Raw genomic sequence first — 22402 nt, 5'->3', positions numbered from 1 at the left:
CACTTCAGGATAACGCCATGAGTCATCACGATAAGCCACTCACCCTGCTGGGTGATTTAACACCCGCCGACTTCTTGGCCCACTACTGGCAGCAGAAGCCCCTGCTGATTCGTGGCGCTATCCCGGACTTCGTCAGCCCCATCGACCCCGATGAGCTGGCAGGCCTGGCCTGCGAGCCGGGCGTGGAAGCACGACTGGTGGAAGAGAGCGGCCCTGACGGCCCCTGGCAGGTATCCCACGGCCCCTTCGATGACGCTACCTTCGAGCGCCTCCCCGAAGGCCACTGGAGCCTGCTGGTGCAAGCCGTCGACCACTACGTGCCCTCCATTGCTGCGCTGATGGACGAGTTCGACTTCCTGCCCCGCTGGCGCCTGGACGATATCATGGTGAGCTACGCGCCCCCCGGCGGCAGCGTCGGCCCGCACATCGACCAGTACGATGTGTTCCTGCTGCAGGCCCGCGGCCATCGCCGCTGGCAGCTGGGCGGCAAGCAGCCGGACAATGCGCCGATCGTACAGGGTATCGACCTGCGTATTCTGGAAACCTTCGAGATCGAACCCGACTCCGACTGGACCCTGGCTCCGGGCGACATGCTCTACCTGCCGCCGGGCTGGGCGCATCACGGTGTCAGCCAGACCGACGACTGCATGACCATTTCAGTGGGTTTTCGCGCTCCCTCGGCCGACGAAGCCATCACCTCCTACGCCGACTACGTGGGCGAGCAGATGTCGGAATCCCAGCGTTACAGCGACGCGGGCATGGCGCCGGCCCAGCATCAAGGCGAGCTGGATGACGCTGCCATCGAGCGTATGCGTCAGTTCATCCTCTCGACGCTGGACAAACCGGAGCAGATGGCCCAGTGGTTTGGCCGCGTCATGACTCAGCCCAAGTACGTCGACCAGCTGCTGCCGCTGGACGAGCCGCTGGACGAGGCAGCGCTTGTTGCTCAGCTACAACAGGGCGAGCCGCTGTTCCATATGCCGGGCTCGCGCTTTGCCTGGCGCAGCGATGCCTCCGGCACCACGCTGTTCGTGGATGGCGACGGACACGCCTGCTCGGAAGCGCTGGCCAAGCGGGTCGCCGACCCGGAGCCCATGTACGACGAGGTGCTGGAACTGGACGGTGCGGCAGCGCTGCTCACGCAGCTGATCAATAGCGGCAGCCTGGGCTTCATGGGTGAAGACGACGAGGAGTAAGTCGTGAACACAACCACCACCGTGCAACAAGGCGACTGGCATGAGTTGGGCGACGCGGCGTCGCTGATTCGCCGCGTGGTCTTCATCGATGAGCAGCAGGTTCCTCAGGAAGAGGAGTGGGATGGCCGGGATGGCGAATGCCTGCACTTCCTGGCCACGCTGAATGACGAGCCGGTCGGTACGGCGCGCCTGCTGCCCGATGGCCATATTGGTCGCGTAGCGGTGTTGAGCAGTGCACGAGGCACGGGCATTGGCTATCGACTCATGGAGGCTGCCATCGCCGCTGCCCGCGAGGCAGGCCATCGCCACGCGGCCCTCAGCGCCCAGCTACACGCCCTCGCCTTCTATGAGCGTTTAGGCTTCGTAGCCCATGGCGAGGTCTTCATGGATGCCGGCATCCCCCACCGCGAGATGACTCTGGTGCTGTAACCCGCCACCAGGCCATCGAACACGCGTTATAGCGCCGCTGAGACAGCGGCGCTTTTTTTGCGTCCAACAGGCGAAAAACAACTACACAAACAGGGCGTTCGACGTAGTCGATGTCGTCGGACTACAACGCCCCCTGCCCCGAAGTGACAATTGTTGAATGCAGCTGCCTGACCGATAGTTATTGCACTGCAGCGACGTTGGTTCTCAGCTCTTACGCCATGTCGCTGTGTGACGCCAAGCGCCGAGGCACGACGTTTTACTAAGAGACGATTGGCCTAGAGACAGCGCCGAAAAATTGCACAATGCTGAACGCTACCTCGCAGGTGCAGCATAACAACAAGCTAGCCTGCGAACGACGATAACCCTGGAGGAATCAGCTCATGTCAGGACTGCTCGACGATATCAAAGCCATGGCCCAACTGCGCGAAGCCCAAGGCGGCAAGTGGTCAGCGATCAAACCTGAATACGCCGCTCGTATGCGTGCCCAGAACCGCTTCCATACCGGCCTGGACATTGCTCGTTACACCGCCAAGATCATGCGTAACGACATGGCCGCCTACGATACCGACACCTCCCAGTACACCCAATCGCTGGGTTGCTGGCACGGCTTCATCGGCCAGCAGAAGCTGATTTCCATCAAGAAGCATTTTGGCACCACCAAGCGTCGCTACCTGTACCTTTCAGGCTGGATGGTGGCAGCCCTGCGCTCCGAGTTTGGCCCACTGCCCGACCAGTCCATGCACGAGAAAACCTCGGTGGCCAACCTGATCGAGGAACTCTACACCTTCCTCAAGCAGGCCGATGCCTGGGAGCTCAACCACCTGTTCCGTGCGCTGGACGACGCCAAGGCCGCAGGCGACAACGCCAAAGAAAAAGAGCTGATCAGCAAGATCGACAACTACGAAACCCATATCGTGCCGATCATTGCCGACATCGATGCCGGGTTTGGTAACGCCGAAGCCACGTACCTGCTGGCCAAGAAATTCATCCAGGCGGGCGCCTGCTGCATTCAGCTCGAAAACCAGGTATCCGACGAGAAGCAGTGCGGTCACCAGGATGGCAAGGTCACCGTGCCCCATGAGGACTTCCTGGCCAAGATCAACGCCGTGCGCTACGCCTTTCTGGAGCTGGGCGTCGAAGATGGCGTCATCGTGGCTCGTACCGACTCGCTGGGCGCTGGTTTGACCCAGAAGATCGCCGTCACCAATGAGCCTGGCGACCTGGGCGACCAGTACAACAGTTTCCTGGATGGCGATGTCATCGAGAACGCCTCGGACATCAACAACGGCGATGTGGTCATCAAGCAGAACGGCAAGCTGGTCAAGCCCAAGCGTTTGGCTTCTGGCCTCTACCAGTTCAAGCCAGGCACCGGCGAAGACCGCGTGATCCTGGACTGCATCACCAGCCTGCAAAACGGTGCCGACCTGCTGTGGATCGAAACCGAGAAGCCACATGTCGGCCAGATCGCCAGCATGGTAAACCGCATCCGCGAGGTCGTGCCGGACGCCAAGCTGGTATACAACAACTCGCCCTCCTTCAACTGGACGCTGAACTTCCGCCAGCAGGTCTTCGATGCCTGGGAGAAAGAGGGCAAGGACGTATCGGCCTACCAGCGCGACAAGCTGATGAGCGTCGAATACGACAACACCGAGCTGGGGCAGCTGGCCGATGAGTGGACGCGCAACTTCCAGCGTGACGGGGCGCGCGAAGCGGGTATTTTCCACCACCTGATCACCCTGCCCACCTACCACACGGCGGCGCTGTCTACCGACAACCTGGCCAAGGGCTACTTCGGTGAAGAAGGCATGCTGGCCTACGTGGCAGGCGTTCAGCGTCAGGAAATTCGCCAGGGGATCGCCACGGTCAAGCACCAGGACATGGCAGGCTCCAACATCGGCGACGATCACAAGGAGTTCTTCCATGGTGAGGCTGCGCTGAAAGCCGGCGGCAAGGACAACACCATGAACCAGTTTGGCTAAACACACAGCCACTGCAACGCACCACGGGGAGCCACGGCTCCCCGTGGTGTTTTTTGCAGCGTACTTCATGGCCTGTCGATTTTTTGCACACTACTTTCTTAATGCCTGTCTACACTCTACTTTGTGACCTTTTTTCCAAACGGCTGGTCAAAAGCGTACGCTTTGGTTATCTTTTAGCGAACGCCGTTCTATAATGATACGCACGCATTGATCTGCGGACGTTCACAGCCATATGGGCTGATTCTTACTGGAGGTTTGAATGAAACGTTTACTACCCGTTGCAGCGTTGAGCATCCTGACACTGGCTGGCTGTGCCAACACATCCACCTACTCGGGCGATGTGTACCGCGGCAACCAGGCGCAGACGGGCCAGAGCGTCAGCTATGGCACCATCGTGGCCGTTCGTCCGGTACAGATTCAAGCCGATAGCCGCACCGGCAACCTGCTGGGCGGTGGCGGTGGCGCCGTGATTGGCGGCATTCTGGGCAACCAGGTGGGCGGTGGCACAGGTCGCCAACTGGCCACCGTGGCAGGCGCGCTGGGCGGTGCCGTAGCAGGCACGGCGGCAGAAGACCGCGTCAACCGCGTCAATGCACTGGAAATGGAAGTACGTCGTGACGACGGTACCGATGTGGTTGTCGTTCAACGTGCCGACCGTCAGTTCCAGGCTGGCCAGCGTGTGCGCCTGATTGGCAGCGGCGCCAATCTGAGCGTTGCCCCCTACTGATCGCCCCTCGCACCCGCGCTGGTCATGGCTGACCAGCGCCTGCAAAAGTGCAGACATGAAAAAGCCCGTCCACCAGAGTGAACGGGCTTTTTCATGTCTGCTTCAAGCCATTTCAGGCCATTCGTGATCAACGGGTGGCGGGGTACAGCACATGCCACCCAATGGGCAGGGTTAGTGAGTCACCTTGTTGCTGGCCCAGTTGGCCAGCTTGAACACGATGAATCCGATCAACGCCAGCAGCAGAACCACCAGCAGAATATCGACCGGACGCACCAGCGTGGTGGCCCCCAGGATAGCAATGGCCGCTACCCACAAGTGGCGGTTCTCGCCATGGGTCTTCAAGACACCGGGCAACAGCTTGTCCAGCCCTTGGCTAAAGCCATTGTCCCAACGCTTGTTGGCAAAGTAGGCGATCAGCACGAAGGCTACCACCCAAATCAGGAAAACAGTCATATCAAGCTCCGATCACACTTCGTTAGCTTATGGAAAAAGGGTATAAGGTAGGGTATCGCTGGTCACTGCCGGGCGCAATAGTGCCAAAGGCGTGGGGGTTAAAAACCCGGCTTACCCCCTGACAAGCCAGCCCACACGCGTTACCATGTTGGGACATGCACTCACCGAAAGGTTATTCAATGCAAATTGCGCAAAACTCGGTTGTCGCGTTTCACTACACTCTGACCAACGATGCAGGTGAAGTGCTGGACAGTTCCGAAGGCCGTGAGCCGCTTACCTACCTCCACGGTGCCGGTAACATCATCCCGGGCCTGGAAAAAGAGCTGGAAGGCCGCGCCGCAGGCGACAAACTGAACGTCAAGGTAGCCCCTGCCGAGGGTTACGGTGAAGTTCAGGAGCAGCTGATGCAGGAAGTTCCTCGCGATGCCTTCCAGGGCGTCGAGAGCATCGAGCCGGGCATGCAGTTCCAGGCCCAGACCCAAGGTGGTCCGCTGATGGTCACCGTCACGAAAGTGGAAGGTGACACCGTCGTCGTGGATGGCAACCATCCGCTGGCAGGTCAGCACCTGAACTTCGACGTTGAGATTGCTACCGTTCGTGAAGCAAGCGAAGAAGAAGTTCAGCACGGACACGTGCACGGCGAAGGCGGCGTTCATCACTGAGCGTAAGCCATCGTCATCCAGGCGGCCTGCGGGCCGCCTTTTTTGTGGCCGTTCCCCTGCCCCTTATTCGCCAGGAATCAGTACCAGCTGCCCATGGCGTACGCTGCGTGACGAGGTCACTTCGTCGGCAAACTGCTTCAGGGCACTCCCCTGCCCTTTGAGCAGCGCCACTTCCAGGCAGCTGTCATGATTGATATGCACATGCAGCGTCGACAGCGTGAGGTCGTGGTGGTCGTGGGAGTGCCGGGTCAGCCGTTTGGAAAGCTCTCGTGCCGCATGGTCGTAGACATACACCAAAGCCCCCATGCACGGGGCATCCGGGGCGACCTCTTCCTTGGCCTGAGTCAGCCCGCTGCGGGTCAGGTCTCGAATGGCCTCGGAACGGTTCTGATAGCCGCGCTGCTGCATCAAGGCATCCACCTCGCGCAGCAGCTCTTCATCCAGCGTCACGGTAATACGTTGCATACGTTCTCCTTTGCTCACCCGAGCGTAGAATGGACCTGTCGACTACCCGCCGCACGAGTATGATGTTATTGTAAAAACATCATACTCATTCATCACAGGGTGCTCCATGCGTCGTTCGATACTACTGACCATTGCCAGCACATGTCTGGCGCTCGGCGCTCCCGCGCTGGCCAAAGAGCAGTTGGTGCTTGCCATCGGCGGCGAGCCAGACCAGGGCTTCGACCCGCTGCTGGGCTGGGGGCAATACGGTAGCCCGCTGTTTCAGTCCACGCTGCTCACCCGTGGCCAGGATTTTACCCCTCAAGCGGGGTTGGCCACCGAATGGTCCCTGTCGGACGACCAGTTGACCTGGACACTGCATCTGCGCGAGGACGTGCGGTTTGCCGATGACACGCCGCTCACCGCCCGGGATGTGGCATATACCTTCAATGCCGCCGCCAAGGCGGGGGGCCGAGCCGACCTCAGCGCGCTGGCACATGCCGACGCCGTGAATGACCACACCGTCACGCTTACCCTGAAATCCCCTCGCATCACCTTCATCGACCAGCTGATGACCCTGGGCATTGTACCTGATGCCGAGCGGGAAAATGGCCATCATGCGGGTTACGGCCGCCAGCCGCTGGGTTCTGGCCCCTACCGCATGGTGGAGTGGCAGGAAGGTGAGCAGCTGATCGTCGAGCGTAACCCCTATTTTTACGGCCCTGCTCCGGCCTTCGAGCGCCTGGTATTTCTGTTTACCGATGAGGCAGGCACGCTAAGCGCTGCCCAGGCAGGTCAACTCGACCTGGCCGTCATTCCCCAGGCGCTGGCCAGCACCATGCCGGGCCAGATGCAGCGGGTCCTGATGGAGAGCGTCGATAATCGCGGGATTCTGTTCCCCATGCAGCCCGATAGCGGGGAGCGCGCCGCCAACGGTGCCCCGATTGGCAACGACGTCACGCCCGACCTGGCCATTCGCCAGGCCATCAACCTGGCGCTATCCCGCGACACGCTGGTGGACGTGGCCCTGAACGGCTTTGGCCGCCCAGCGTATGGCCCTGCCGATGGCCTGCCCTGGGGGCACCCCGAGGAAACCATCGATTTCGACCTGGAGCAGGCCAATGCCCTGCTGGAGGAAGCAGGCTGGCTGCGCGCAGACGATGGCCTGCGCTACAAGGAAGGGCAGCCTGCTCGCTTCCGGCTCACCTATCCTGCCAGTGATACGACTCGCCAGCAGCTCGCGCAAATCAGCGCAGAGATGGTGCGCCCGCTGGGCATCGAGATGCAGCCCACCGGCCGCCATTGGGATGAAATACAGCGAGAAGCCCTGCACCAGGATGCCATCGTGTTTGGCTTTGGCAGCCATAGCCCGCAAGAGATCTACTATCTCTTCCACAGTGAACACGCCGGGTTTGGCTTCTACAACAGCGGCTTTTACACCAATGATCGCGTCGACCAGCACCTGGAGGCCGCCCAGGCCGCCGCCAGCGCCGAAGAAGCCAACCCACACTGGCAAGCAGCCCAATGGGATGGCAGCACCGGTTATGGCCTGCAGGGCGACGCCAGCTGGGCCTGGATGGTCAACCTGACCCATGTCTATGCCGCTGACCCGTGCCTGGACGTTGGCGAGCTGGGCGTGGCCCCCCATGGACACGGCTGGCCGATTACCGCCAACCTGCTCGAGTGGCGCTGGACGTGCCACTAGCCCGCTGGCTGCTATTGAGAAGCCTGCGGCTGGGGCTGGTCATGCTGTGCGTGGCCGGTCTCGCCTTCGGCCTGATGATGCTCTCGCCCATCGACCCCATCGACGCCTACCTGGGCCCGCAGATGGCCCAGGTAAGCCCCGAGCAGCGCGCCCTGATCGCCGCGCAGTGGGGCTTCGATGAACCGGCAGCCGTGCAGTTCGGCCAGTGGCTGCGTCAACTGGCCAGCGGCGAGCTGGGCTGGAGCCATGTGTACCAACAGCCGGTAGGTGACGTCATCAGCCTGCGCTTTCAGCGCTCGTTCTGGCTGCTGTTCAGTGCCTGGCTGCTGTCACTGGTGCTGGGCGTGGCATTGGGTATCGTGGCAGGCAGCCGGGAAGGCTCGCTGCTCGACCGCTTGATCAGCGGTTACGCCTTCGTGACCGCCTCGACACCCACTTTCTGGCTGGCCATTCTGGCACTGCTGCTGTTTTCGGTGACCCTGGGCTGGACCCCCACCTGCTGCGCAGGCCCCACGGGGGTGGTCAGCCGCGATGTCACGTTCGCCACTCGTCTGCACCACCTGGTGCTGCCGGTGACGACCCTGGCGCTATTGAGCATGGCCACCATCACCCTGCACACCCGCGCCAGAATGGTGGCCTTCATGCGCTCCGACACGGCGCTACACGCCTTTGCCCAGGGCGCTAGCCGCACCGATATCGCCTGGCGGCACGGGCTGCGCCACGCCAGCCTCCCGGCCATCACCCTGGCCTTTGCCTCGCTGGGCGAGCTGTTTGGCGGCTCCATTCTGGTGGAGCAGGTCTTCGCCTACCCGGGGCTGGGCCAGGCCACCGTGGCGGCGGGGCTGCGCAGCGATGTTCCCCTGCTGCTGGCCATCGCCCTGTTCACCGCGCTGTTCGTGAGCATCGGCAACCTGACCGCCGATGCCCTGGCACGGGTCACCGACCCGCGCATCCGCCTGGCACACAGCCCATGAGCGCACAGCCACGCCTGGCCGCCGCCGTTTATCTGGTGCTCTTCAGTGCCCTGCTGATGCTGCTGTTGAGCAGCCGTTTGTGGCTGGGTGACAGCCCCCAGCAGATGCAGTTCGAGGCACGTTTACAGCCGCCCAGCCTGCTCCACTGGTTCGGCACCGATGCCTTGGGCCGGGAGCTATGGGCGCGAACCCTGGCGGGGCTGGCGCTGAGTTTTTGGGTCGGTTTGAGCGCGGCCCTGCTGGGCACGGCCATCGCCCTGCTGCTGGCCAGTCTGGCGGCGCTATCGAACACCCTGGATGCGCTGGTGTCACTGCTGATCGATACGCTGCTCAGCGTGCCCCACCTCATTTTACTGCTGCTCATTGCCTTTGCGCTGGGCGGGGGCACCCAGGCCGTGATCATCGCCGTGGCCATCACCCACTGGCCTAGCCTGGCGCGGGTGTTTCGCGCCGAGCTGTTCAGCCTGCGCGAGGCCGAGTACGTGGCGCTCTCGAAAGGCTTTGGCAAAGGGCCGGGGTACATCGTCGCCTGCCACTTCGTGCCCCATCTCTGGCCCCACTGCGTGGTGGGTGCGTTACTGCTGTTTCCCCACGCCATTCTGCACGAAGCGGCGCTGACCTTTCTCGGCGTCGGCCTGGACCCCAACCAGCCCGCCATCGGCGTGCTGCTGGCCGACGCTATGCGCTATCTCAGCGGCGGCTATTGGTGGCTGGGCGTGTTTCCGGGGCTAGGGCTGCTGCTGATGGTGCTGGCCATCCAGCGGCTGGCCACCCAACTGCGCCAGGCCCTGTAAGGCCAGCGTTTTCAACCATCAAGGGAGCCAAACATGCTGGAGATCACCGAATGGAGCCTGAGCCTGCCCCACTACCCCCGCTGGTGGAAGCGCGAGTGGTCGCCCGTGATCGAGTCGCTTTCCCTGGACATTCAGGCAGGGGAAATACACGCCCTGGTCGGCGCGTCCGGATCCGGCAAAAGCCTGCTGGCCCATGCCCTGCTGGGCCTGCTGCCGCCCGCAGCACAGCAGCACGGCACCCTGACCTTCCAGGGCGACCTCTTGACGCCCGAGCGCCAGCGCCAGCTGCGTGGCCGTGAACTGGCGCTGATTCCACAGACCCTGAACGCCCTGGACCCATTGACACGCAGCCAGCACCAGATACGCTGGGCTGCTCGCCGCGCAGGCCTTTCCCGCGTCAGCGCTCAAGCACGCAGCCACGACCTGCTGCAGCACTACCAGCTTGCCCATGCAGCGCGGCGCTACCCCCATGAGCTTTCCGGCGGCATGGCCAGGCGGGTGCTGGTGGCCATGGCCCAGGCCGGCCATGCCCGCGTGGTGATTGCCGACGAGCCCAGCGTCGGGCTGGACCCGGCCCAGCGAGACCGCGTGCTGGCTACCCTGCAGGCACTGGCCAAAGAGGGCAAAGCTGTCCTGCTGATCACCCATGACCTGCGCCATGCCTTGCCCATTGCCCACCGGGTGACCATCATGCGCCAGGGACGCGCCGTGGAAACGACCTCGGCCCGGGCCTTTCATGGCCAAGGGGAGCAGTTGCACAGCGCCTATGCCAAAGCACTGTGGCAAGCGCTGCCCGACAACGCCTTCAGCACCTTACCCATCCAGCCTCATGTTCAGGAGCCCAGCTTTGCTTGAAGCCCACCAGCTCACCTTCGGGTTTGGCCGCGAGCCACCGCTGTTTCAGGCGCTGTCGATGGCGCTGGCACGGGGCGAGTGGGTCGGTTTGAGCGGTGCTTCCGGGGCAGGCAAGTCGACGCTGGGCAGAGTGCTGGCAGGCCACTGGGCACCACGCCACGGCTTTTTGCACATGGACGGAGAGCCCTTGCCATCACGGGGCCTGCGCCCCGTGCAGTGGCTGCCTCAATCGCCGGAACGGGCGGTCAATCCGCGCTGGCGGGTGGCTCGATTACTGGAGGAAGCCTGGACACCGCCAGAGGCGCTGAGAGAGGCGTTCGGTATTCGGCCCGCGTGGCTGAAGCGTTTTCCGGGGGAGCTGTCCGGGGGCGAGCTGCAGCGGGTGTGCGTGCTACGCGCCCTGGCCCCGGGTGTGCGCTATCTGATCGCCGATGAGATTTCGACGATGCTGGATCCACTGACCCAACTCAGCCTGTGGCAAGCCGTGAAGACCCACGCCGAACGCCAGGCGCTGGGCGTGCTGGTCATCAGCCACGACATGGCGCTATTGAACCGGCTTTGTACCCGGCATCTGCACCTGGCCGACGGACAGCTAAGGAGCGACTAAGCGCTGGCCAGACGACGCTCGACGCGCCACATACCCAGCGCAATCATCAGGGTCACGGCCAGCAGTAGCCAGGACCCTACGGCCACCCCCTGCCACTGCGCCCAACGCCAGAACGGTTCCAGCCAGAAGCCCCCGATACTCGCTCCAAGGTAGTAAAACACCAGATACAGCGCCGACGCACTGCCCCTGGCGCCCTGGGCGTAGCGCCCCACCCAGCTGGAAGCCAGCGAGTGGGCCAGAAAGAAGCCAAACGCATTGATGGTCAATCCCACCAGAATCCCCACCAGCGACTCCGCCAGAGTAATGGCCGTACCCAGCATCAGGATGACGATGCCCATGCCAATACAGCTGGCGGGAGAGAAACGCCCGGCCAATTTACCGGAGACCGTCGAGCCTAGAGTACCGCCCAGGTAAGTGAGGAAGATCAGCCCCAACCCGCTGGCCGCCAAATGATAAGGCGCTTCTGCCAAGCGAAAAGTGATGTAGCTGTACTGATTGATGAAAATGAGAAAATTGATGCCGCCCAGACAGTAGGCTGCCAGCAATACGGGCGTACGCAGGTGGCCTGCCAGATCACTCAGCGCTTGGCGTAGTTCGAACCGCTTGGGCTGGAAGGCCCGGCTGTTGGGCAGCAGCCGCCAGAACAGCACGCAGCCGATGATCGTCATGGCGCCCACGGCCAGAAACGCAGCGCCTGGGCCACCCACAGCCGACGCTCCCCCGCCAACGATGCGGCCGCTGATGCCCCCCAGCGAATTGGCCCCGATATAGAGCCCCACGGCGCTCAGCAGGGCGGGCTTGTCGAACTCATCGCCCATCCAGGCAATGGCCACGGCGGGCAGTCCACCCAGCACGAAGCCCTGCAGCAAGCGCAGCAGCAGCAGACTTTCAAAGGTGGGCGCGAAAGCCAGCGCCAGGGACAGGCCACCCGCCAACAGCAGCGTGAAACGCATGATCGCTTCACGGCCAATGGCATCGGAAAGCGGCCCAAAGACCAGCAGGGCCAGTGCCAACGACAAGGTGGAAGCCGACATCAGCAGGCTGATGCCCAGGGTAGAAACGCCGTATGCCTCTTTCAACTCGGGCAGCAAGGGCTGCGGGGCATACAGGTTGATGAATACCAGAAAAGAGCCGAGGCAGAGTGCTGCCGTCGCGCGCCACCAGGCGCGCGTTTTCGCTTCAATCATTGATGGCCTTTCCAATGTTGACCGACGCGCACGGCCGACACTTACGGCGTATAACGACTGCTGAGCTGGGCCAGATTGGTCGGCTCTAAGGCACGACGCGACTGCCAGTAGTAGCGCTGCCAGTAGCTATTATCCAGGCTGGATATAATCACGCCTTTCGACGTGGAAGCATGGAGAAAATAGCCATTGCCGACGTAAATGCCTACGTGGTTGTAGCGTCCGGGTGGGCGGAAGAAGACCAGATCGCCCGCCTGCAGCTCTTGGCGGTCGATCGGGCGTCCCTCATGCACTTGATCATAGGTAGTACGGGGTAACTCAACGTCAAAGGTATCGCGGAAAACGTTTCTTACCAAGGCAGAGCAGTCGATCCCTCGATCCGTCGTCCCCCCAATCCGATAAGGCGTTCCTGCCCACCGCTGATGCTGCTCTAACAGCGCTTGGCGAACGACCGTTGGCGGGGGCGTCTGCAGGTTACGCAGGTGAGCACTGATAGGATCAACGGGCGACATTTGGGGTGTGACTCCCTCCATGCCGGGAAGCGACATCGAGAAATAATCCTCGGGGGCTTCCATGTCCTGGCGTGAGGCAGAGCCTGCACAGCCAGCTAACAAAGCAACGACGACACAAACACTTACAACACGGACAGCGGTCACAGCGGGGTGTGGCGACGCAACCATGCGATTAACCTCGTAACAAAATGGAAATTGAAAAAACCCAAGCATGAGAAAACTCATTTTTTACAACCCCTGGACTATAAGCTAGTTATCCTATGCTTGGCGAGTCTAATGTAAGATTCGTTGATCACCCGGCAACGTGTCGATATGCAACGGCGCAAAATGCCGCGGCTTGTTACCCGGAAAATCCAGACTTGCCCAGGGGCCGGCCAGCACTGGCGCGCCGCATAACCAAGCCACCAGAGCTTGACGAAAACCAGCCAAGAAGCTCTCTCGTTCCGGGGTGTCGCCCATGAAAAATGAAAACCCTGCGTACATGCCCGCCGCATACTCCTGCCAACCCGAGTAATGATCCGACGCCAACTGATAGGCGCGGTCGAGCACGTTCGCGAATGCTGACTTGTCGAGCCAACCTAGCTGACGTGCCGCAATGGCAAGATCCACGAGCTGGGCAATGTCCCAAGCGGCCATGTCCACGTCATTACAATCATCTTCATTGGTACTCACACGGCGCAGGCGCAACAAGTGGTGACGCTCCTCTTCACCGCAGTCGCCGGACTCCAATATGGCGATCTCAGCCGCCAACCGCTCCGGGTTCAGCGTGTAGGGCGCGTAGTTGATCTGGTACTCCTGCCGATCTCCCGCCTCCAACATGAAGGTCAAAAACTCCTGCATGTCGTCGGCGCTAGAGAGGTGATAGTGGCTCTCTACCCATTCGCGAATGTCGGCGCACTCACGCGGGCTTTCCAACTGTGGCTCGCTCCACACCGCACTGTTCAGCGGCCCCACCAGCGACATCGCCGTGAAGTGGGTCAATGTAGGTCTCTCACCAGGCTCGCACCACGCACCTGGCCGCCAATCTAGCCAGTGGAACAGGCTGCCAGGATCTTCCAGATGCCATGCAATTTCATTAATGAGCGAGTCGTGCTCTGGCTCCGGCAGGCAGCTCTCCCAGGCAAACCAGGCTTCTAGCAGGCGCTTGGGAGTCGCATAAAAACGGCATAGGCAGCTCCGTAGGGCGCTGGCGTGCTGCATGAGCGGTTCGCGCTCGAACAGACCACTGTCGAAAGCCATATGCAGGTAGAAGGCAAACTTCTCGGCCATGTGAATCGTCGCGGCGTGGCGGCTCACGCCTTTTACCGCGTTGCGCTGTTTGAGCTCATCGGGGGTCGGCTGACCAAAGCGCGTCTGCGACGGTGGCAATACGCCATGGGCGGCATCCGCAGCCAGCTGGTTGAGATGGTGCGCCTGGGCGGGTAGCCAATAGCGCGCCAGCACTTGATGGCCTTCATCCGCATGCAGGCCAAGTGAATCCTGTAGGTAGACGGCGGCATCAGCGCGGCGCTGCTCGGCAATCGGGGCCGAGGGATTGAGCTGACGCAGCATGACATCCGGCTCGCGTACGCCAGCCAGGGCGAGCAGCCAATGGTGCGGCGTGTTGCGCCACGCTTTGATACGCGTACGCGAGGCTTGGCGAGTCGGCTCGTCCAGTAACGCACCCAGCGAGTGCTTCCAGGGGCTATGGGCAGCGTGCATTAACAGCTTGTGGCGGGCGCTGGGTGTCATCCCCCGGCGATCAACGCCCTCGAACAGGCTTTGCCCGCGCATGTAGGCTTTCAGTACTGCGTGCCAGTCGTGGTAACGACGACCCACGAGGTCAGCCGCATGGGCCGCTAGGTCGTCCGCTTCCGCCTGGCTTAGCCAGCCGCAGCAAGCACCAGCCCAGGCGAGCTCTACTAACCGCAGCCAATCCCAGGCGGCCCACTCCAACGGCTCGCCCTGATTGACGAACGCAGTGAGCACGGGCGCGTAGGGAGCATCGTTCACCGCACCCCGCTGCCACTCTTGGCGCTGGGCGCGATCCATGGTCAGCAGCTCGCGGGCTTCAATATCCCAGCGCTGGCGCTCACCCTGGGCGCTTAGCCATAGCATCACTTCTAATAGTTGCTCGCGGTCATACACTTGCCAGATGTGCCCTAACCACTCGCTGGCATCGGGCCAGTCGGCGGCGCTAGCCGGGTAGCTCACCACTGGGCGAAACAGCGCGCCCAACCGCCAAGGCTGAGCTTCTGGCGCTTGCGGCCATAACGAAGCCGGTGCAGGGCGTTGCGCTAGCTCAGTATCCAGGGTTTGCCATGTGACACCTTCACCTTCACTCTCTAGATCTGCCAGTGCTTGGCAGGCGTCGATAAAACGGTCGTCTGCGCCAGTTTCCCAACCTTTGCCCCCCAGCGCACGACGTAGATCCGACAGCCACGCTCGCTGATCGCTGTAGTCAGAAGTGATGCGCCGTGTTAAGTGGTGTGCCCAGTTCGTCGCCTGAGCCTGGCTTAGCCAACCCGCCGCCCCGGCGAGTGCTGCCCACTCCAGCGCGCCCAACAGCTGATCGGCGCTGCCTGACGGTGCACCGAGTGCAAAAAACAGCTGGTCTGCTAACGCGCCACGATCTGTAATACCCAGTTCTAGCAGGCGTTGCTCCGCCGCGACCGCATCCACCGCCAGTGGGTGCGGTGTAAAAGCCCAATCACACAGCACCAGCTGTTGAGCCCACCAGGCATTTAGTGCGTCGAACAAAAGACACCTCGAAGAAACAGAAAGCGATCAATAAAAGCCATAACCAACCAGAGCAGACCAACGAGGCCGCCAAAAGCGGCATAGTGTAACGGAATCTGCTGCCAAGACCGATAGCAGCCGCACAAAACAGCGCTGCCCGGCACAAAGGCCGGGCAGCGATTACCGCAAAGAGTAGCGTGCGCTAAGCGCTTTTGACTTTACTAATGACCCATAGCAAGACCACCGCCCCCACGGTTGCCGTGACCAGCGAGCCGATAAAGCCACCCGCCTGTAAACCCAGCAAACTAAATAAGAAGCCCCCGACGAGCGCGCCAACCACACCCACGCCGATGTTGCCTAAAATACCAAAACCACCGCCACGCATGATATTGCCAGCAATCCAGCCAGCTAAACCACCAATGATTAACCACGCAATAAAGCCCATACTACCTCCTTGGTTCCTCTCAGCTTGGGGTTTTACCTTCAACCTATCCTTCCACCTATGCTTGTCCTACCATAGCACACGGCGCTACTGTTCTGCCCATTTGTTGCCTTTTCCCACAAGGATCCTCTTATGATTCCCGACTCCCTTAAACAGCTACTTAGCCATGTTGATGGTCATCAACGCGCCACCTGGGAGGGCCGTGACGTCGCACTCTTCAACATGGCCTGGGGGGAAATGGTCATTAGCCTGCAAGGCGCACAGGTGCTGCACTTTCAGCCAACAGGCGACACTGGCTGGCTATGGGTAACGCCAACGCCGCAGGCGCTGCCGGGCGCGATTCGTGGCGGCATTCCGCTTTGCTGGCCCTGGTTTGCCGACGAGCGCTACGCTGACGAAAGCCCCGAGCGTAACGGCCCCTTCCATGGGCTTGCCCGCCACGCCATGTGGCGTCTGGACGCCGTTGACGACCACGCCGAAGGCATCGAGGTCCATCTCTCGCCGGAAGAGTGTCTGCATAGCCAGCTCACCGCCCGCGTGGTCATTCAAGCCAACGCCCAGCGGCTAAACGTTGAGATCATCAGCGAAAACATTGGCGATGCTCCGATCAAAACCAGCGGCGCACTGCATACCTACCTGGCCGTTAATGAGGTGCATCAATGCCGCTTAGAAGGCCTAGCAGGCGCGCGCTATTTGGATAAGCTGCGTGACTTTGCGGAATCTGAGCAACAGGGCACGCTGGCGATTCGTGGCCCGGTCGACCGTATTTATCACACCAATGAAGCGGTGCTGCTCAACGACGGCCAGCGCACGCTGCGCATCGGCAAGCAGTCCAGCGACTCCACGGTGGTCTGGCACCCGGATAGCGACCTGCCCAGCGACACACCCGCCGACGCCGCCAAACACTTTTTATGCGTTGAAGCCGCCAATACTCGCCTTGACCCCGTTTGGTTAGTACCAGGGGCACAGCACCTGCTAGGGACGACAATAAGCCGCGGTTAATGATCGGTTCATCAAGGCTTTGCTATGATCAAGCCATTGATACACCCCCAAGGAGCGACGATGGATCCACAACAATGGCTGGAAGCAGCCACGCTTGCCTTTAACCTGATCGGTATGGTGGTGTGCTTGGTTGGCTTAACGCTTGCACAAAAAATGCAGCGCCGCTGGCCCGGCTATAGCCTCGCGGTCGTCGGTTTTATCATTGCGACCCTGCCCATGCTCTCTCAACTTGTCTTGATGTGGCAGCGCTAACGTTCCACCACCTCGCCAAGATGCCCCACCCGATGAAGGAAGCGACAGGATGCGCCAGCCGTTAAGCCGCGAATTGAGCAATATGTTAGAGCGAAGCCGAGACCGGCAGCTGCGGCTGGCGGTGACAGGCCTTTCGCAAGCGGGTAAAACGGCGTTTTTAACCTCGCTGGTGAACCAACTACGCCATGCAGGCGTAGAAGCACAGTTAGACCTGCTACCGGTTGCCCGTGAAGGTCGACTGCTAGGCGCGCAGCGTTTAAATCAGCCGGACTTAGGCGTGCCACGCTTCCCTTATGACCCCGGCATGGCATCGCTGAGAGATACACCGCCGCGCTGGCCCGAGCCCACTCGTGGCATTAGCGAGCTGCGTTTACAGCTGCGCTACCGCCCCGTCCAACAGGGTTGGTTTACGCCGGATATCGCTCACCTGACGCTGGACCTGTTCGACTACCCTGGCGAATGGCTGCTGGATTTGCCGCTGCTGCAGCACGACTTCTACAGCTGGAGCCAGAGCCAAGCCCAGCACGAAGGCCCTCATCGCCGGGCACTGTTTAGCGAATGGCTGGCCGAGTCAGAGCAGCTAGACCCTACGGCAGAAGCCGATGAAGCACAGCTCGCCACGCTGGCCGATGCCTATGCACTAGGCCTGCGTCGTGCCAAGCAAGCGGGCTTTTCTGACCTGCAGCCGGGGCGTTTTTTGCTGCCCGGCGAGCTAGATGGCGCACCGGTGCTGCAGTTCTTCCCGCTGCCTGGATTAGATACTCCCAAAGAAACCCTCGACGCGCTGCCCGAGTCGAGCCTCTACGCCACCCTGGCGGCGCGTTTTCGCTACTACCAGCAGCAGGTGGTGCGCCCCTTCTACCGCGACCACTTTCGCCGCTTTGACCGCCAGATTGTATTGGTGGACGTGCTGGGCGCGCTTAACGCCGGGCCGGAGCGTTTCGAGGATCTTTCCCGCGCGCTGCAACAGCTGATGAAGAGCTTTGATTACGGCAAGCGCAGCCTGCTGACCCGCCTGTTCGCTCCTAAAATTGACCGCCTCGCCATTGCCGCCACCAAGGCGGACCACGTGACACCCGACCAACACACCCACGTGGTGCAGCTGTTAGAAGCGCTGCTGGCGGAGCCATTGAAAGACTTACGCTTTGCCGATATCCCGGTGAAAGCGCTGTCGCTGGCGGCCATCCGCGCCACCGAGGCTCGGGAAGTGCTCCACGACGGTCAGCGCAGCCCGGCCCTCAAAGGCACCACCCTGGAAGGCGAAGAGGTGCTGGTCTACCCAGGTGACGTGCCCAGCCGCTTGCCCAAGGCCGATTTCTGGCAGCAGCAGGGGTTCGATTTCCCGAGTTTCCGCCCGATGCCCGCCAACGGCGAGGCGCTGCCCCACATCCGTATGGACGCCGCGATCGACTGGCTGATTGGAGATAAACTGTCATGAGCAACCCTCAGCCCCGCCGTGACTTTCATAGCGAAGCGCACCCCGAGCCCGCCGCAGAGACTCTGCGTCAGCACGAGCGCTTTGCCGCCACGGACACCCACCAGCCGCTGGCCACCCAGGCCGAGCTGAAAGCCCTGCCGGAAGAAACCCTGGGCGCTCCCCGCAAGCGCCGCTGGGGGTTGATGTTTGCGCTGGCAGGCGGTGCCACGCTGGGCACCGTGGAACTGGTCACCGGTATCCCCGATGCGCTCGCGCAGTCCCAGTGGCTGACCATGGCCTGGCAGCTCTTCGGTATCAGCCTGATTGGCCTGGGCGGTGTCTCGCTGTTGAAGGAAATTGGCCGTCTGGGGCGGCTCAAGCGCCATGACCGGTTGCGGGCCAACCTGGCCGAACTACCCCAACGCTCCGGCAAACAGGCGTTGGCCATGGCCGAACAGCTTCGCCAGCAGCTGAAGCTCGGCAACGACGACCCTCACTGGCTGGCCTTTCAGCGCGCCTGCCAGCCCCACCATAGCGGGGAAGAGATCCATACGCTGCTGCGCTACCACCTGTTGGCCCCTCGAGACCGGGAAGCCCAGCGTTTGATTACCCGCATGTCGGGTGAAACCGCCATCATGGTGGCGGTCAGCCCGCTGACGCTGGTGGATATGGCCCTGGTGGCCTGGCGCAGCCTGGCCATGGTAGACAGGCTCAGCCGCCTATACGGGCTGGAACTCGGCTACGCCAGCCGACTGCGGCTGTTTCGCCATGTGTTGCACAACATGGCCTTTGCCGGAGCCAGCGAACTGGCCACCGATGCCAGCGTCAACATGCTCTCGCTGGATTTGGCAGGGCGCTTGTCGGCACGCGCAGGCCAGGGGCTGGCCACGGGGCTGCTGAGCGCCCGCCTGGGGCTGCGCGCCCAGCGCCTGTGTCGGCCGGTGGCTTTCAGCCCGGAAGAGCAGCCGCGGCTGGCCGACCTGCGTCAGGATCTCTGGCGACAGCTCAAACGGCTGGACAAGGAGCCCGCCCCTGCCGCCACGCGGCACAAGGAGTAAGCCTGTCACAGCACGTCAGGCAGCGGTTCAGGCCAGCCGCTGCTCGGTGTCGGCATCGAACAGTACCGCCCGGGACATATCCACCCGCAGTGCCAAACGCTCGCCGGGTGCGACCGGGCATTTGGGGCCGACCCGCACGGTGATCTCCTGCTCGCCCAACGGCAGGCGCAGCAGAATGTCTGCCCCGGTAGGTTCTACCACGCTCACCGTAGCCTCCAGCAGGGTGCCTTCCGCCTGCTCGGCGAGCCGCAGGTCCTCCTCGCTGAAATGCTCCGGGCGCAGGCCCAGAATGACCGATTTCTCCAGCCGCTCGACCAGCCCTGGCGAATGGCGAGAGGCAGGCCACGGCAGCAGCAGATCAGCCTCCCCCGGCGTGGCAATGCGCAGGGCGTAACCCTCCCCGGCCGCCACCAGCGTGGCACGGATGAAGTTCATCGACGGCGAGCCCATGAAGCCCGCCACGAACATGTCCACGGGGTTGTTATAGACCTCGTCGGGGCTACCCAACTGCAAGATATGCCCATCGCGCATCACCGCGATGCAGTCGGCCAGGGTCATGGCCTCTACCTGGTCGTGGGTGACGTACACGATGGTGGTGCCCAAGCGCTGGTGCAGCTTCTTGATCTCGGTCCGCATGTCTACCCGCAGCTTGGCGTCCAGGTTCGAGAGCGGCTCGTCGAACAGATAGACCTTGGGCTCTCGCGCCAGCGCGCGCCCCATGGCCACCCGCTGGCGTTGGCCACCGGACAGCTGGGCGGGCTTGCGATCCAGCAGGTGGGAAATCTGCAGCAGGTCGGCCACCCGCTCCACGGCGGCTTCCCGTTCGGCCTTGGGCACCTTGCGCATCTCCAGGCCAAAGCTGATGTTCTGGCGCACGGTCATGCTGGGGTAGAGGGCGTAGGATTGGAACACCATGGCAATATCGCGCTCGGCGGGGGTCCGCCAGGTCACGTCCTCGCCGTCGATATAGATATTGCCGCTGGTGACGGGTTCTAGCCCGGCAATGGCGTTCATCAGGGTGGATTTACCACACCCGGACGGCCCCACCAGAATCAAAAACTCGCCGGAGTCGATGGAGATGCTGACATCCTTCAGCACCCGTTCGCTGCCAAACGCTTTGCATACGTTGTGAATTTCTAACGCTGCCATGATCAAAATCCTATTGTTATTAGCCCTTTACGGAGCCTGCCGTGAGCCCACGCACGAAGTATTTGCCCGCCAGCACGTAGACCACCAGCGTCGGTAGCGCGGCAATCATGGCGGCGGCCATGTCGACGTTGTATTCACGTACCCCTGTGGAGGTATTGACCAGATTGTTCAAGGCCACGGTGACCGGCTGGGTGTTATGGGAAGAGAACGCCACACCGAACAGGAAGTCGTTCCAGATCTGAGTGAACTGCCAGATCACCGACACCACGATGATCGGCGCCGAGACCGGCAGCAGAATGCGCCAGAAAATACGAAAGAACCCGGCCCCGTCCAGCTTGGCCGCAGACACCAGCTCGTTGGGAATGCCCACGTAGAAGTTGCGGAAAAACAGCGTGGTAAAGGCGATACCGAATACCACATGCACTAGAATCAAGCCCGCCCGCGAGCTGGAAAGCCCCAGCCAGCCCAAGGTTTGCGCCATGGGCAGCAGCACCACCTGAAACGGAATGAAGCAGCCAAACAGCATCAGCGCGAAGACAAGTTCAGAGCCCTTGAAGCGCCATTTGGTCAACGCATAGCCGTTCAACGCGCCCACGGCGGTGGAGATCAGCACGGCGGGGATGACGATGGCAAAGGAGTTCCAGAAGTAGCCACCCACGCCCTCGCAGCGCATGCCGGTACACGCCTCGCCCCAGGCTTTGGCCCAGGGTTCGAGCGTCGGGTTTTGCGGCAGCGACAGCAAGGTGCCTGCGCTGATTTCGCTGAGTGGCTTGATGGAGGTCATCAGCATGACCACCAGCGGCAGAATGTAAAACAGGGCCGCCAACGCCAGCACGCCATAAAGCACCCCGCGCAGCAGCCGCGCGCCCAGCGTTTGGCGACGAATCACGTTAGCCATGTTTGCGGCTCCTCAATTCGGAGTAGAGGTACGGAATCAGGATGGCCAGCACGCCCCCCAGCATCAGCATGGCGCTGGCCGACCCCAGCCCGATCTGCGCCCGGTTGAACGCATGGGTATACATGAACGTGGCCGGCAGGTCCGTTGCATAGCCCGGGCCACCGCCGGTGAGCGCCACCACCAGGTCAAAACTCTTGATGGCGATATGCGCCAGAATCATCACCGCGCTGAACACCACCGGACGCAGGCAGGGCATCACCACCCGCCAGTAGATGCGCGGCAGGCTGGCCCCATCGAGCTGGGCGGCCTTGACGATGCTGTCGTCGATACCACCAGCCCCGCCAGCAGACGCTCTTCAGAGAGCCAGCGGTAACCGCTGAAAATGTCCGGTACGCCCAGCAGGGTCGCCACGTAGAGCCAGGTATCCGGGGCCAGCTCCAGTTGCACCACCAGAATGGGCGGCGACAGCGGCTCCATCAGCAGGCTGTGCTGGCCCCAGCGCGGCGGCAGGTCGTAGAGCAGCACTTCATTATTGAATACCCGCAGGGTCTCGGGGCGGGAGAACTCCACCACGACATCGTCGATCGACAGTTGCTGGGTGAGGATCGTGTGGACATTGTTCACCACCACCGCTTTTTCGGGGCCGCTGCCAATGTCCTCCACGGGGATGCGCCGCTGGTTGACGCTGACAAAAAAGCGCGTGCCTCCCATGTTGCGCAGCTGGTCGAGCACGATATGGCGATAGTCCACCGGCAGCGAACGAAAAAAGCGCATGGTGGACGCAATGCTGAAGGCCATGTTGCTGGATAGCTCATCGAGCTGCTCCAGCTGGCTAGCGCGCATTTGCGAGGTCCAGATCGCGTAGCTGGCCACCTGGGCGGCCAGTACCCCTGCAATCATGATGATCACGAAACGGCCGCGCAGGCTGGCAGGCAGCCAGCGTCG

Annotated in this window: 22 protein-coding genes and 2 pseudogenes; 14 read left to right on the top strand and 10 right to left on the bottom strand. The window is 61.9% G+C overall.

Going from position 1 to position 22402, the window contains the following annotated elements:
• The first annotated feature begins 17 nt into the window (after window positions 1-17).
• From RVM27_RS14505 to RVM27_RS14490, 4 genes are all read left to right on the top strand, one after another.
• Window positions 18-1196 carry a JmjC domain-containing protein gene (locus RVM27_RS14505; RefSeq protein WP_287807216.1) on the top strand — a complete coding sequence of 393 codons (1179 nt, stop codon included), beginning with the start codon at window positions 18-20 and terminating at the stop codon, window positions 1194-1196.
• Between the two features lie 3 nt (window positions 1197-1199).
• Complete coding sequence (locus RVM27_RS14500; protein WP_287807218.1) at window positions 1200-1625, top strand: GNAT family N-acetyltransferase; 426 nt, start codon at window positions 1200-1202, stop codon at window positions 1623-1625.
• A 380-nt stretch (window positions 1626-2005) separates the two neighbouring features.
• Complete coding sequence (locus tag RVM27_RS14495; RefSeq protein WP_287807220.1) at window positions 2006-3604, top strand: isocitrate lyase; 1599 nt, start codon at window positions 2006-2008, stop codon at window positions 3602-3604.
• Between the two features lie 259 nt (window positions 3605-3863).
• Entirely contained in the window at window positions 3864-4331 is a 468-nt protein-coding gene (locus tag RVM27_RS14490) for an outer membrane lipoprotein (RefSeq protein WP_039176269.1), read from the top strand.
• Between the two features lie 171 nt (window positions 4332-4502).
• On the opposite strand, the gene RVM27_RS14485 is transcribed toward RVM27_RS14490, so the two are convergent.
• Window positions 4503-4784 (bottom strand): hypothetical protein, encoded by a 282-nt coding sequence (locus tag RVM27_RS14485; protein ID WP_287807223.1) that lies wholly within the window; start codon window positions 4782-4784, stop codon window positions 4503-4505.
• Window positions 4785-4963: 179 nt separating this feature from the next.
• Here RVM27_RS14485 and RVM27_RS14480 point away from each other — a divergent pair, with 179 nt between their 5' ends.
• Window positions 4964-5446: an FKBP-type peptidyl-prolyl cis-trans isomerase gene (locus tag RVM27_RS14480; RefSeq protein WP_081195595.1), complete on the top strand. Its 483-nt coding sequence runs from the start codon at window positions 4964-4966 to the stop codon at window positions 5444-5446.
• A gap of 63 nt (window positions 5447-5509) precedes the next feature.
• Here the strand turns inward: RVM27_RS14480 and nikR are convergent, their stop codons facing one another.
• Window positions 5510-5911 (bottom strand): nickel-responsive transcriptional regulator NikR, encoded by a 402-nt coding sequence (gene nikR / locus RVM27_RS14475; RefSeq protein ID WP_016914504.1) that lies wholly within the window; start codon window positions 5909-5911, stop codon window positions 5510-5512.
• A 106-nt stretch (window positions 5912-6017) separates the two neighbouring features.
• Between nikR and RVM27_RS14470 the strand changes: the two genes are divergently transcribed.
• Genes RVM27_RS14470 through RVM27_RS14450 form a run of 5 tightly spaced genes read left to right on the top strand, consistent with a single transcriptional unit; the run spans window position 6018 to window position 10825 of the window.
• Complete coding sequence (locus RVM27_RS14470) at window positions 6018-7595, top strand: ABC transporter substrate-binding protein (protein WP_498938391.1); 1578 nt, start codon at window positions 6018-6020, stop codon at window positions 7593-7595.
• A complete protein-coding gene (locus tag RVM27_RS14465; protein WP_096922587.1) occupies window positions 7574-8569 on the top strand; it encodes an ABC transporter permease in 996 nt (331 codons plus the stop codon). The genes RVM27_RS14470 and RVM27_RS14465 overlap by 22 nt, the downstream gene beginning before the upstream one ends.
• Window positions 8566-9363 (top strand): ABC transporter permease, encoded by a 798-nt coding sequence (locus RVM27_RS14460; RefSeq protein ID WP_498938394.1) that lies wholly within the window; start codon window positions 8566-8568, stop codon window positions 9361-9363. The genes RVM27_RS14465 and RVM27_RS14460 overlap by 4 nt, the downstream gene beginning before the upstream one ends.
• 33 nt (window positions 9364-9396) lie before the next feature.
• Window positions 9397-10218, top strand: coding sequence for an ATP-binding cassette domain-containing protein (locus tag RVM27_RS14455; protein WP_287807229.1), 822 nt, complete (start codon window positions 9397-9399; stop codon window positions 10216-10218).
• Window positions 10211-10825 (top strand): ABC transporter ATP-binding protein, encoded by a 615-nt coding sequence (locus RVM27_RS14450; protein WP_287807231.1) that lies wholly within the window; start codon window positions 10211-10213, stop codon window positions 10823-10825. The genes RVM27_RS14455 and RVM27_RS14450 overlap by 8 nt, the downstream gene beginning before the upstream one ends.
• Here RVM27_RS14450 and RVM27_RS14445 read toward each other — a convergent pair.
• From RVM27_RS14445 to RVM27_RS14430, 4 genes are all read right to left on the bottom strand, one after another.
• A complete protein-coding gene (locus RVM27_RS14445) occupies window positions 10822-12012 on the bottom strand; it encodes an MFS transporter (RefSeq protein WP_287807232.1) in 1191 nt (396 codons plus the stop codon). The two genes, RVM27_RS14450 and RVM27_RS14445, sit on opposite strands and share 4 nt — an antisense overlap.
• A gap of 41 nt (window positions 12013-12053) precedes the next feature.
• Complete coding sequence (locus RVM27_RS14440) at window positions 12054-12689, bottom strand: C40 family peptidase (protein WP_498941726.1); 636 nt, start codon at window positions 12687-12689, stop codon at window positions 12054-12056.
• Between the two features lie 105 nt (window positions 12690-12794).
• Window positions 12795-15260 (bottom strand): DUF1266 domain-containing protein, encoded by a 2466-nt coding sequence (locus tag RVM27_RS14435; protein WP_287807233.1) that lies wholly within the window; start codon window positions 15258-15260, stop codon window positions 12795-12797.
• Between the two features lie 181 nt (window positions 15261-15441).
• On the bottom strand, window positions 15442-15684 hold the full coding sequence (locus RVM27_RS14430; RefSeq protein ID WP_044627819.1) for a GlsB/YeaQ/YmgE family stress response membrane protein: 243 nt from the start codon (window positions 15682-15684) through the stop codon (window positions 15442-15444).
• A 129-nt stretch (window positions 15685-15813) separates the two neighbouring features.
• Between RVM27_RS14430 and RVM27_RS14425 the strand changes: the two genes are divergently transcribed.
• The 4 genes from RVM27_RS14425 to RVM27_RS14410 are packed head-to-tail and all read left to right on the top strand — an operon-like array spanning window position 15814 to window position 19410.
• Window positions 15814-16683 carry a D-hexose-6-phosphate mutarotase gene (locus RVM27_RS14425; protein ID WP_089675189.1) on the top strand — a complete coding sequence of 290 codons (870 nt, stop codon included), beginning with the start codon at window positions 15814-15816 and terminating at the stop codon, window positions 16681-16683.
• A gap of 60 nt (window positions 16684-16743) precedes the next feature.
• A complete protein-coding gene (locus RVM27_RS14420; protein ID WP_058576924.1) occupies window positions 16744-16935 on the top strand; it encodes a hypothetical protein in 192 nt (63 codons plus the stop codon).
• Between the two features lie 49 nt (window positions 16936-16984).
• Complete coding sequence (locus RVM27_RS14415) at window positions 16985-18373, top strand: YcjX family GTP-binding protein (RefSeq protein WP_287807237.1); 1389 nt, start codon at window positions 16985-16987, stop codon at window positions 18371-18373.
• Window positions 18370-19410, top strand: a complete 1041-nt coding sequence (locus tag RVM27_RS14410; RefSeq protein ID WP_287807238.1) for a YcjF family protein — start codon at window positions 18370-18372, stop codon at window positions 19408-19410. The genes RVM27_RS14415 and RVM27_RS14410 overlap by 4 nt, the downstream gene beginning before the upstream one ends.
• Before the next feature lie 27 nt (window positions 19411-19437).
• Here RVM27_RS14410 and RVM27_RS14405 read toward each other — a convergent pair whose 3' ends face one another.
• The 4 genes and pseudogenes from RVM27_RS14405 to RVM27_RS14390 all read right to left on the bottom strand — a co-directional run.
• Complete coding sequence (locus tag RVM27_RS14405; protein WP_287807240.1) at window positions 19438-20559, bottom strand: ABC transporter ATP-binding protein; 1122 nt, start codon at window positions 20557-20559, stop codon at window positions 19438-19440.
• Window positions 20560-20578: 19 nt separating this feature from the next.
• The gene (locus tag RVM27_RS14400; protein WP_039176323.1) at window positions 20579-21457 is read right to left on the bottom strand and encodes a carbohydrate ABC transporter permease; all 879 of its coding nucleotides are present in this window, start codon (window positions 21455-21457) and stop codon (window positions 20579-20581) included.
• Window positions 21450-21797: pseudogene (locus RVM27_RS14395) on the bottom strand (carbohydrate ABC transporter permease); the annotation flags it as partial. The pseudogene RVM27_RS14395 and the gene RVM27_RS14400, both read right to left, overlap by 8 nt.
• Window positions 21776-22357, bottom strand: a pseudogene (locus RVM27_RS14390) (ATP-binding protein); the annotation flags it as partial. The pseudogenes RVM27_RS14395 and RVM27_RS14390, both read right to left, overlap by 22 nt.
• Window positions 22358-22402: the final 45 nt, after the last annotated feature.

The sequence above is a fragment of the Halomonas sp. KM007 genome (genome assembly GCF_050709225.1).
Taxonomy (GTDB): Bacteria; Pseudomonadota; Gammaproteobacteria; order Pseudomonadales; family Halomonadaceae; genus Vreelandella; species Vreelandella hamiltonii.
This window is presented reverse-complemented; position numbering and strand designations above follow the sequence as displayed.

Excerpts from the sequence above, each read along its gene's own strand:
- RVM27_RS14410 (WP_287807238.1), top strand. The coding sequence starts at position 18,370 with ATGAGCAACCCTCAGCCCCGCCGTGACTTTCATAGCGAAGCGCACCCC.
- RVM27_RS14455 (WP_287807229.1), top strand. The coding sequence starts at position 9,397 with ATGCTGGAGATCACCGAATGGAGCCTGAGCCTGCCCCACTACCCCCGC.
- RVM27_RS14470 (WP_498938391.1), top strand. The coding sequence starts at position 6,018 with ATGCGTCGTTCGATACTACTGACCATTGCCAGCACATGTCTGGCGCTC.
- RVM27_RS14420 (WP_058576924.1), top strand. The coding sequence starts at position 16,744 with ATGGATCCACAACAATGGCTGGAAGCAGCCACGCTTGCCTTTAACCTG.
- RVM27_RS14440 (WP_498941726.1), bottom strand. The coding sequence starts at position 12,689 with ATGGTTGCGTCGCCACACCCCGCTGTGACCGCTGTCCGTGTTGTAAGT.
- RVM27_RS14490 (WP_039176269.1), top strand. The coding sequence starts at position 3,864 with ATGAAACGTTTACTACCCGTTGCAGCGTTGAGCATCCTGACACTGGCT.
- RVM27_RS14485 (WP_287807223.1), bottom strand. The coding sequence starts at position 4,784 with ATGACTGTTTTCCTGATTTGGGTGGTAGCCTTCGTGCTGATCGCCTAC.
- nikR (WP_016914504.1), bottom strand. The coding sequence starts at position 5,911 with ATGCAACGTATTACCGTGACGCTGGATGAAGAGCTGCTGCGCGAGGTG.
- RVM27_RS14460 (WP_498938394.1), top strand. The coding sequence starts at position 8,566 with ATGAGCGCACAGCCACGCCTGGCCGCCGCCGTTTATCTGGTGCTCTTC.
- RVM27_RS14480 (WP_081195595.1), top strand. The coding sequence starts at position 4,964 with ATGCAAATTGCGCAAAACTCGGTTGTCGCGTTTCACTACACTCTGACC.
- RVM27_RS14425 (WP_089675189.1), top strand. The coding sequence starts at position 15,814 with ATGATTCCCGACTCCCTTAAACAGCTACTTAGCCATGTTGATGGTCAT.
- RVM27_RS14505 (WP_287807216.1), top strand. The coding sequence starts at position 18 with ATGAGTCATCACGATAAGCCACTCACCCTGCTGGGTGATTTAACACCC.
- RVM27_RS14405 (WP_287807240.1), bottom strand. The coding sequence starts at position 20,559 with ATGGCAGCGTTAGAAATTCACAACGTATGCAAAGCGTTTGGCAGCGAA.
- RVM27_RS14400 (WP_039176323.1), bottom strand. The coding sequence starts at position 21,457 with ATGGCTAACGTGATTCGTCGCCAAACGCTGGGCGCGCGGCTGCTGCGC.
- RVM27_RS14495 (WP_287807220.1), top strand. The coding sequence starts at position 2,006 with ATGTCAGGACTGCTCGACGATATCAAAGCCATGGCCCAACTGCGCGAA.
- RVM27_RS14430 (WP_044627819.1), bottom strand. The coding sequence starts at position 15,684 with ATGGGCTTTATTGCGTGGTTAATCATTGGTGGTTTAGCTGGCTGGATT.
- RVM27_RS14445 (WP_287807232.1), bottom strand. The coding sequence starts at position 12,012 with ATGATTGAAGCGAAAACGCGCGCCTGGTGGCGCGCGACGGCAGCACTC.
- RVM27_RS14415 (WP_287807237.1), top strand. The coding sequence starts at position 16,985 with ATGCGCCAGCCGTTAAGCCGCGAATTGAGCAATATGTTAGAGCGAAGC.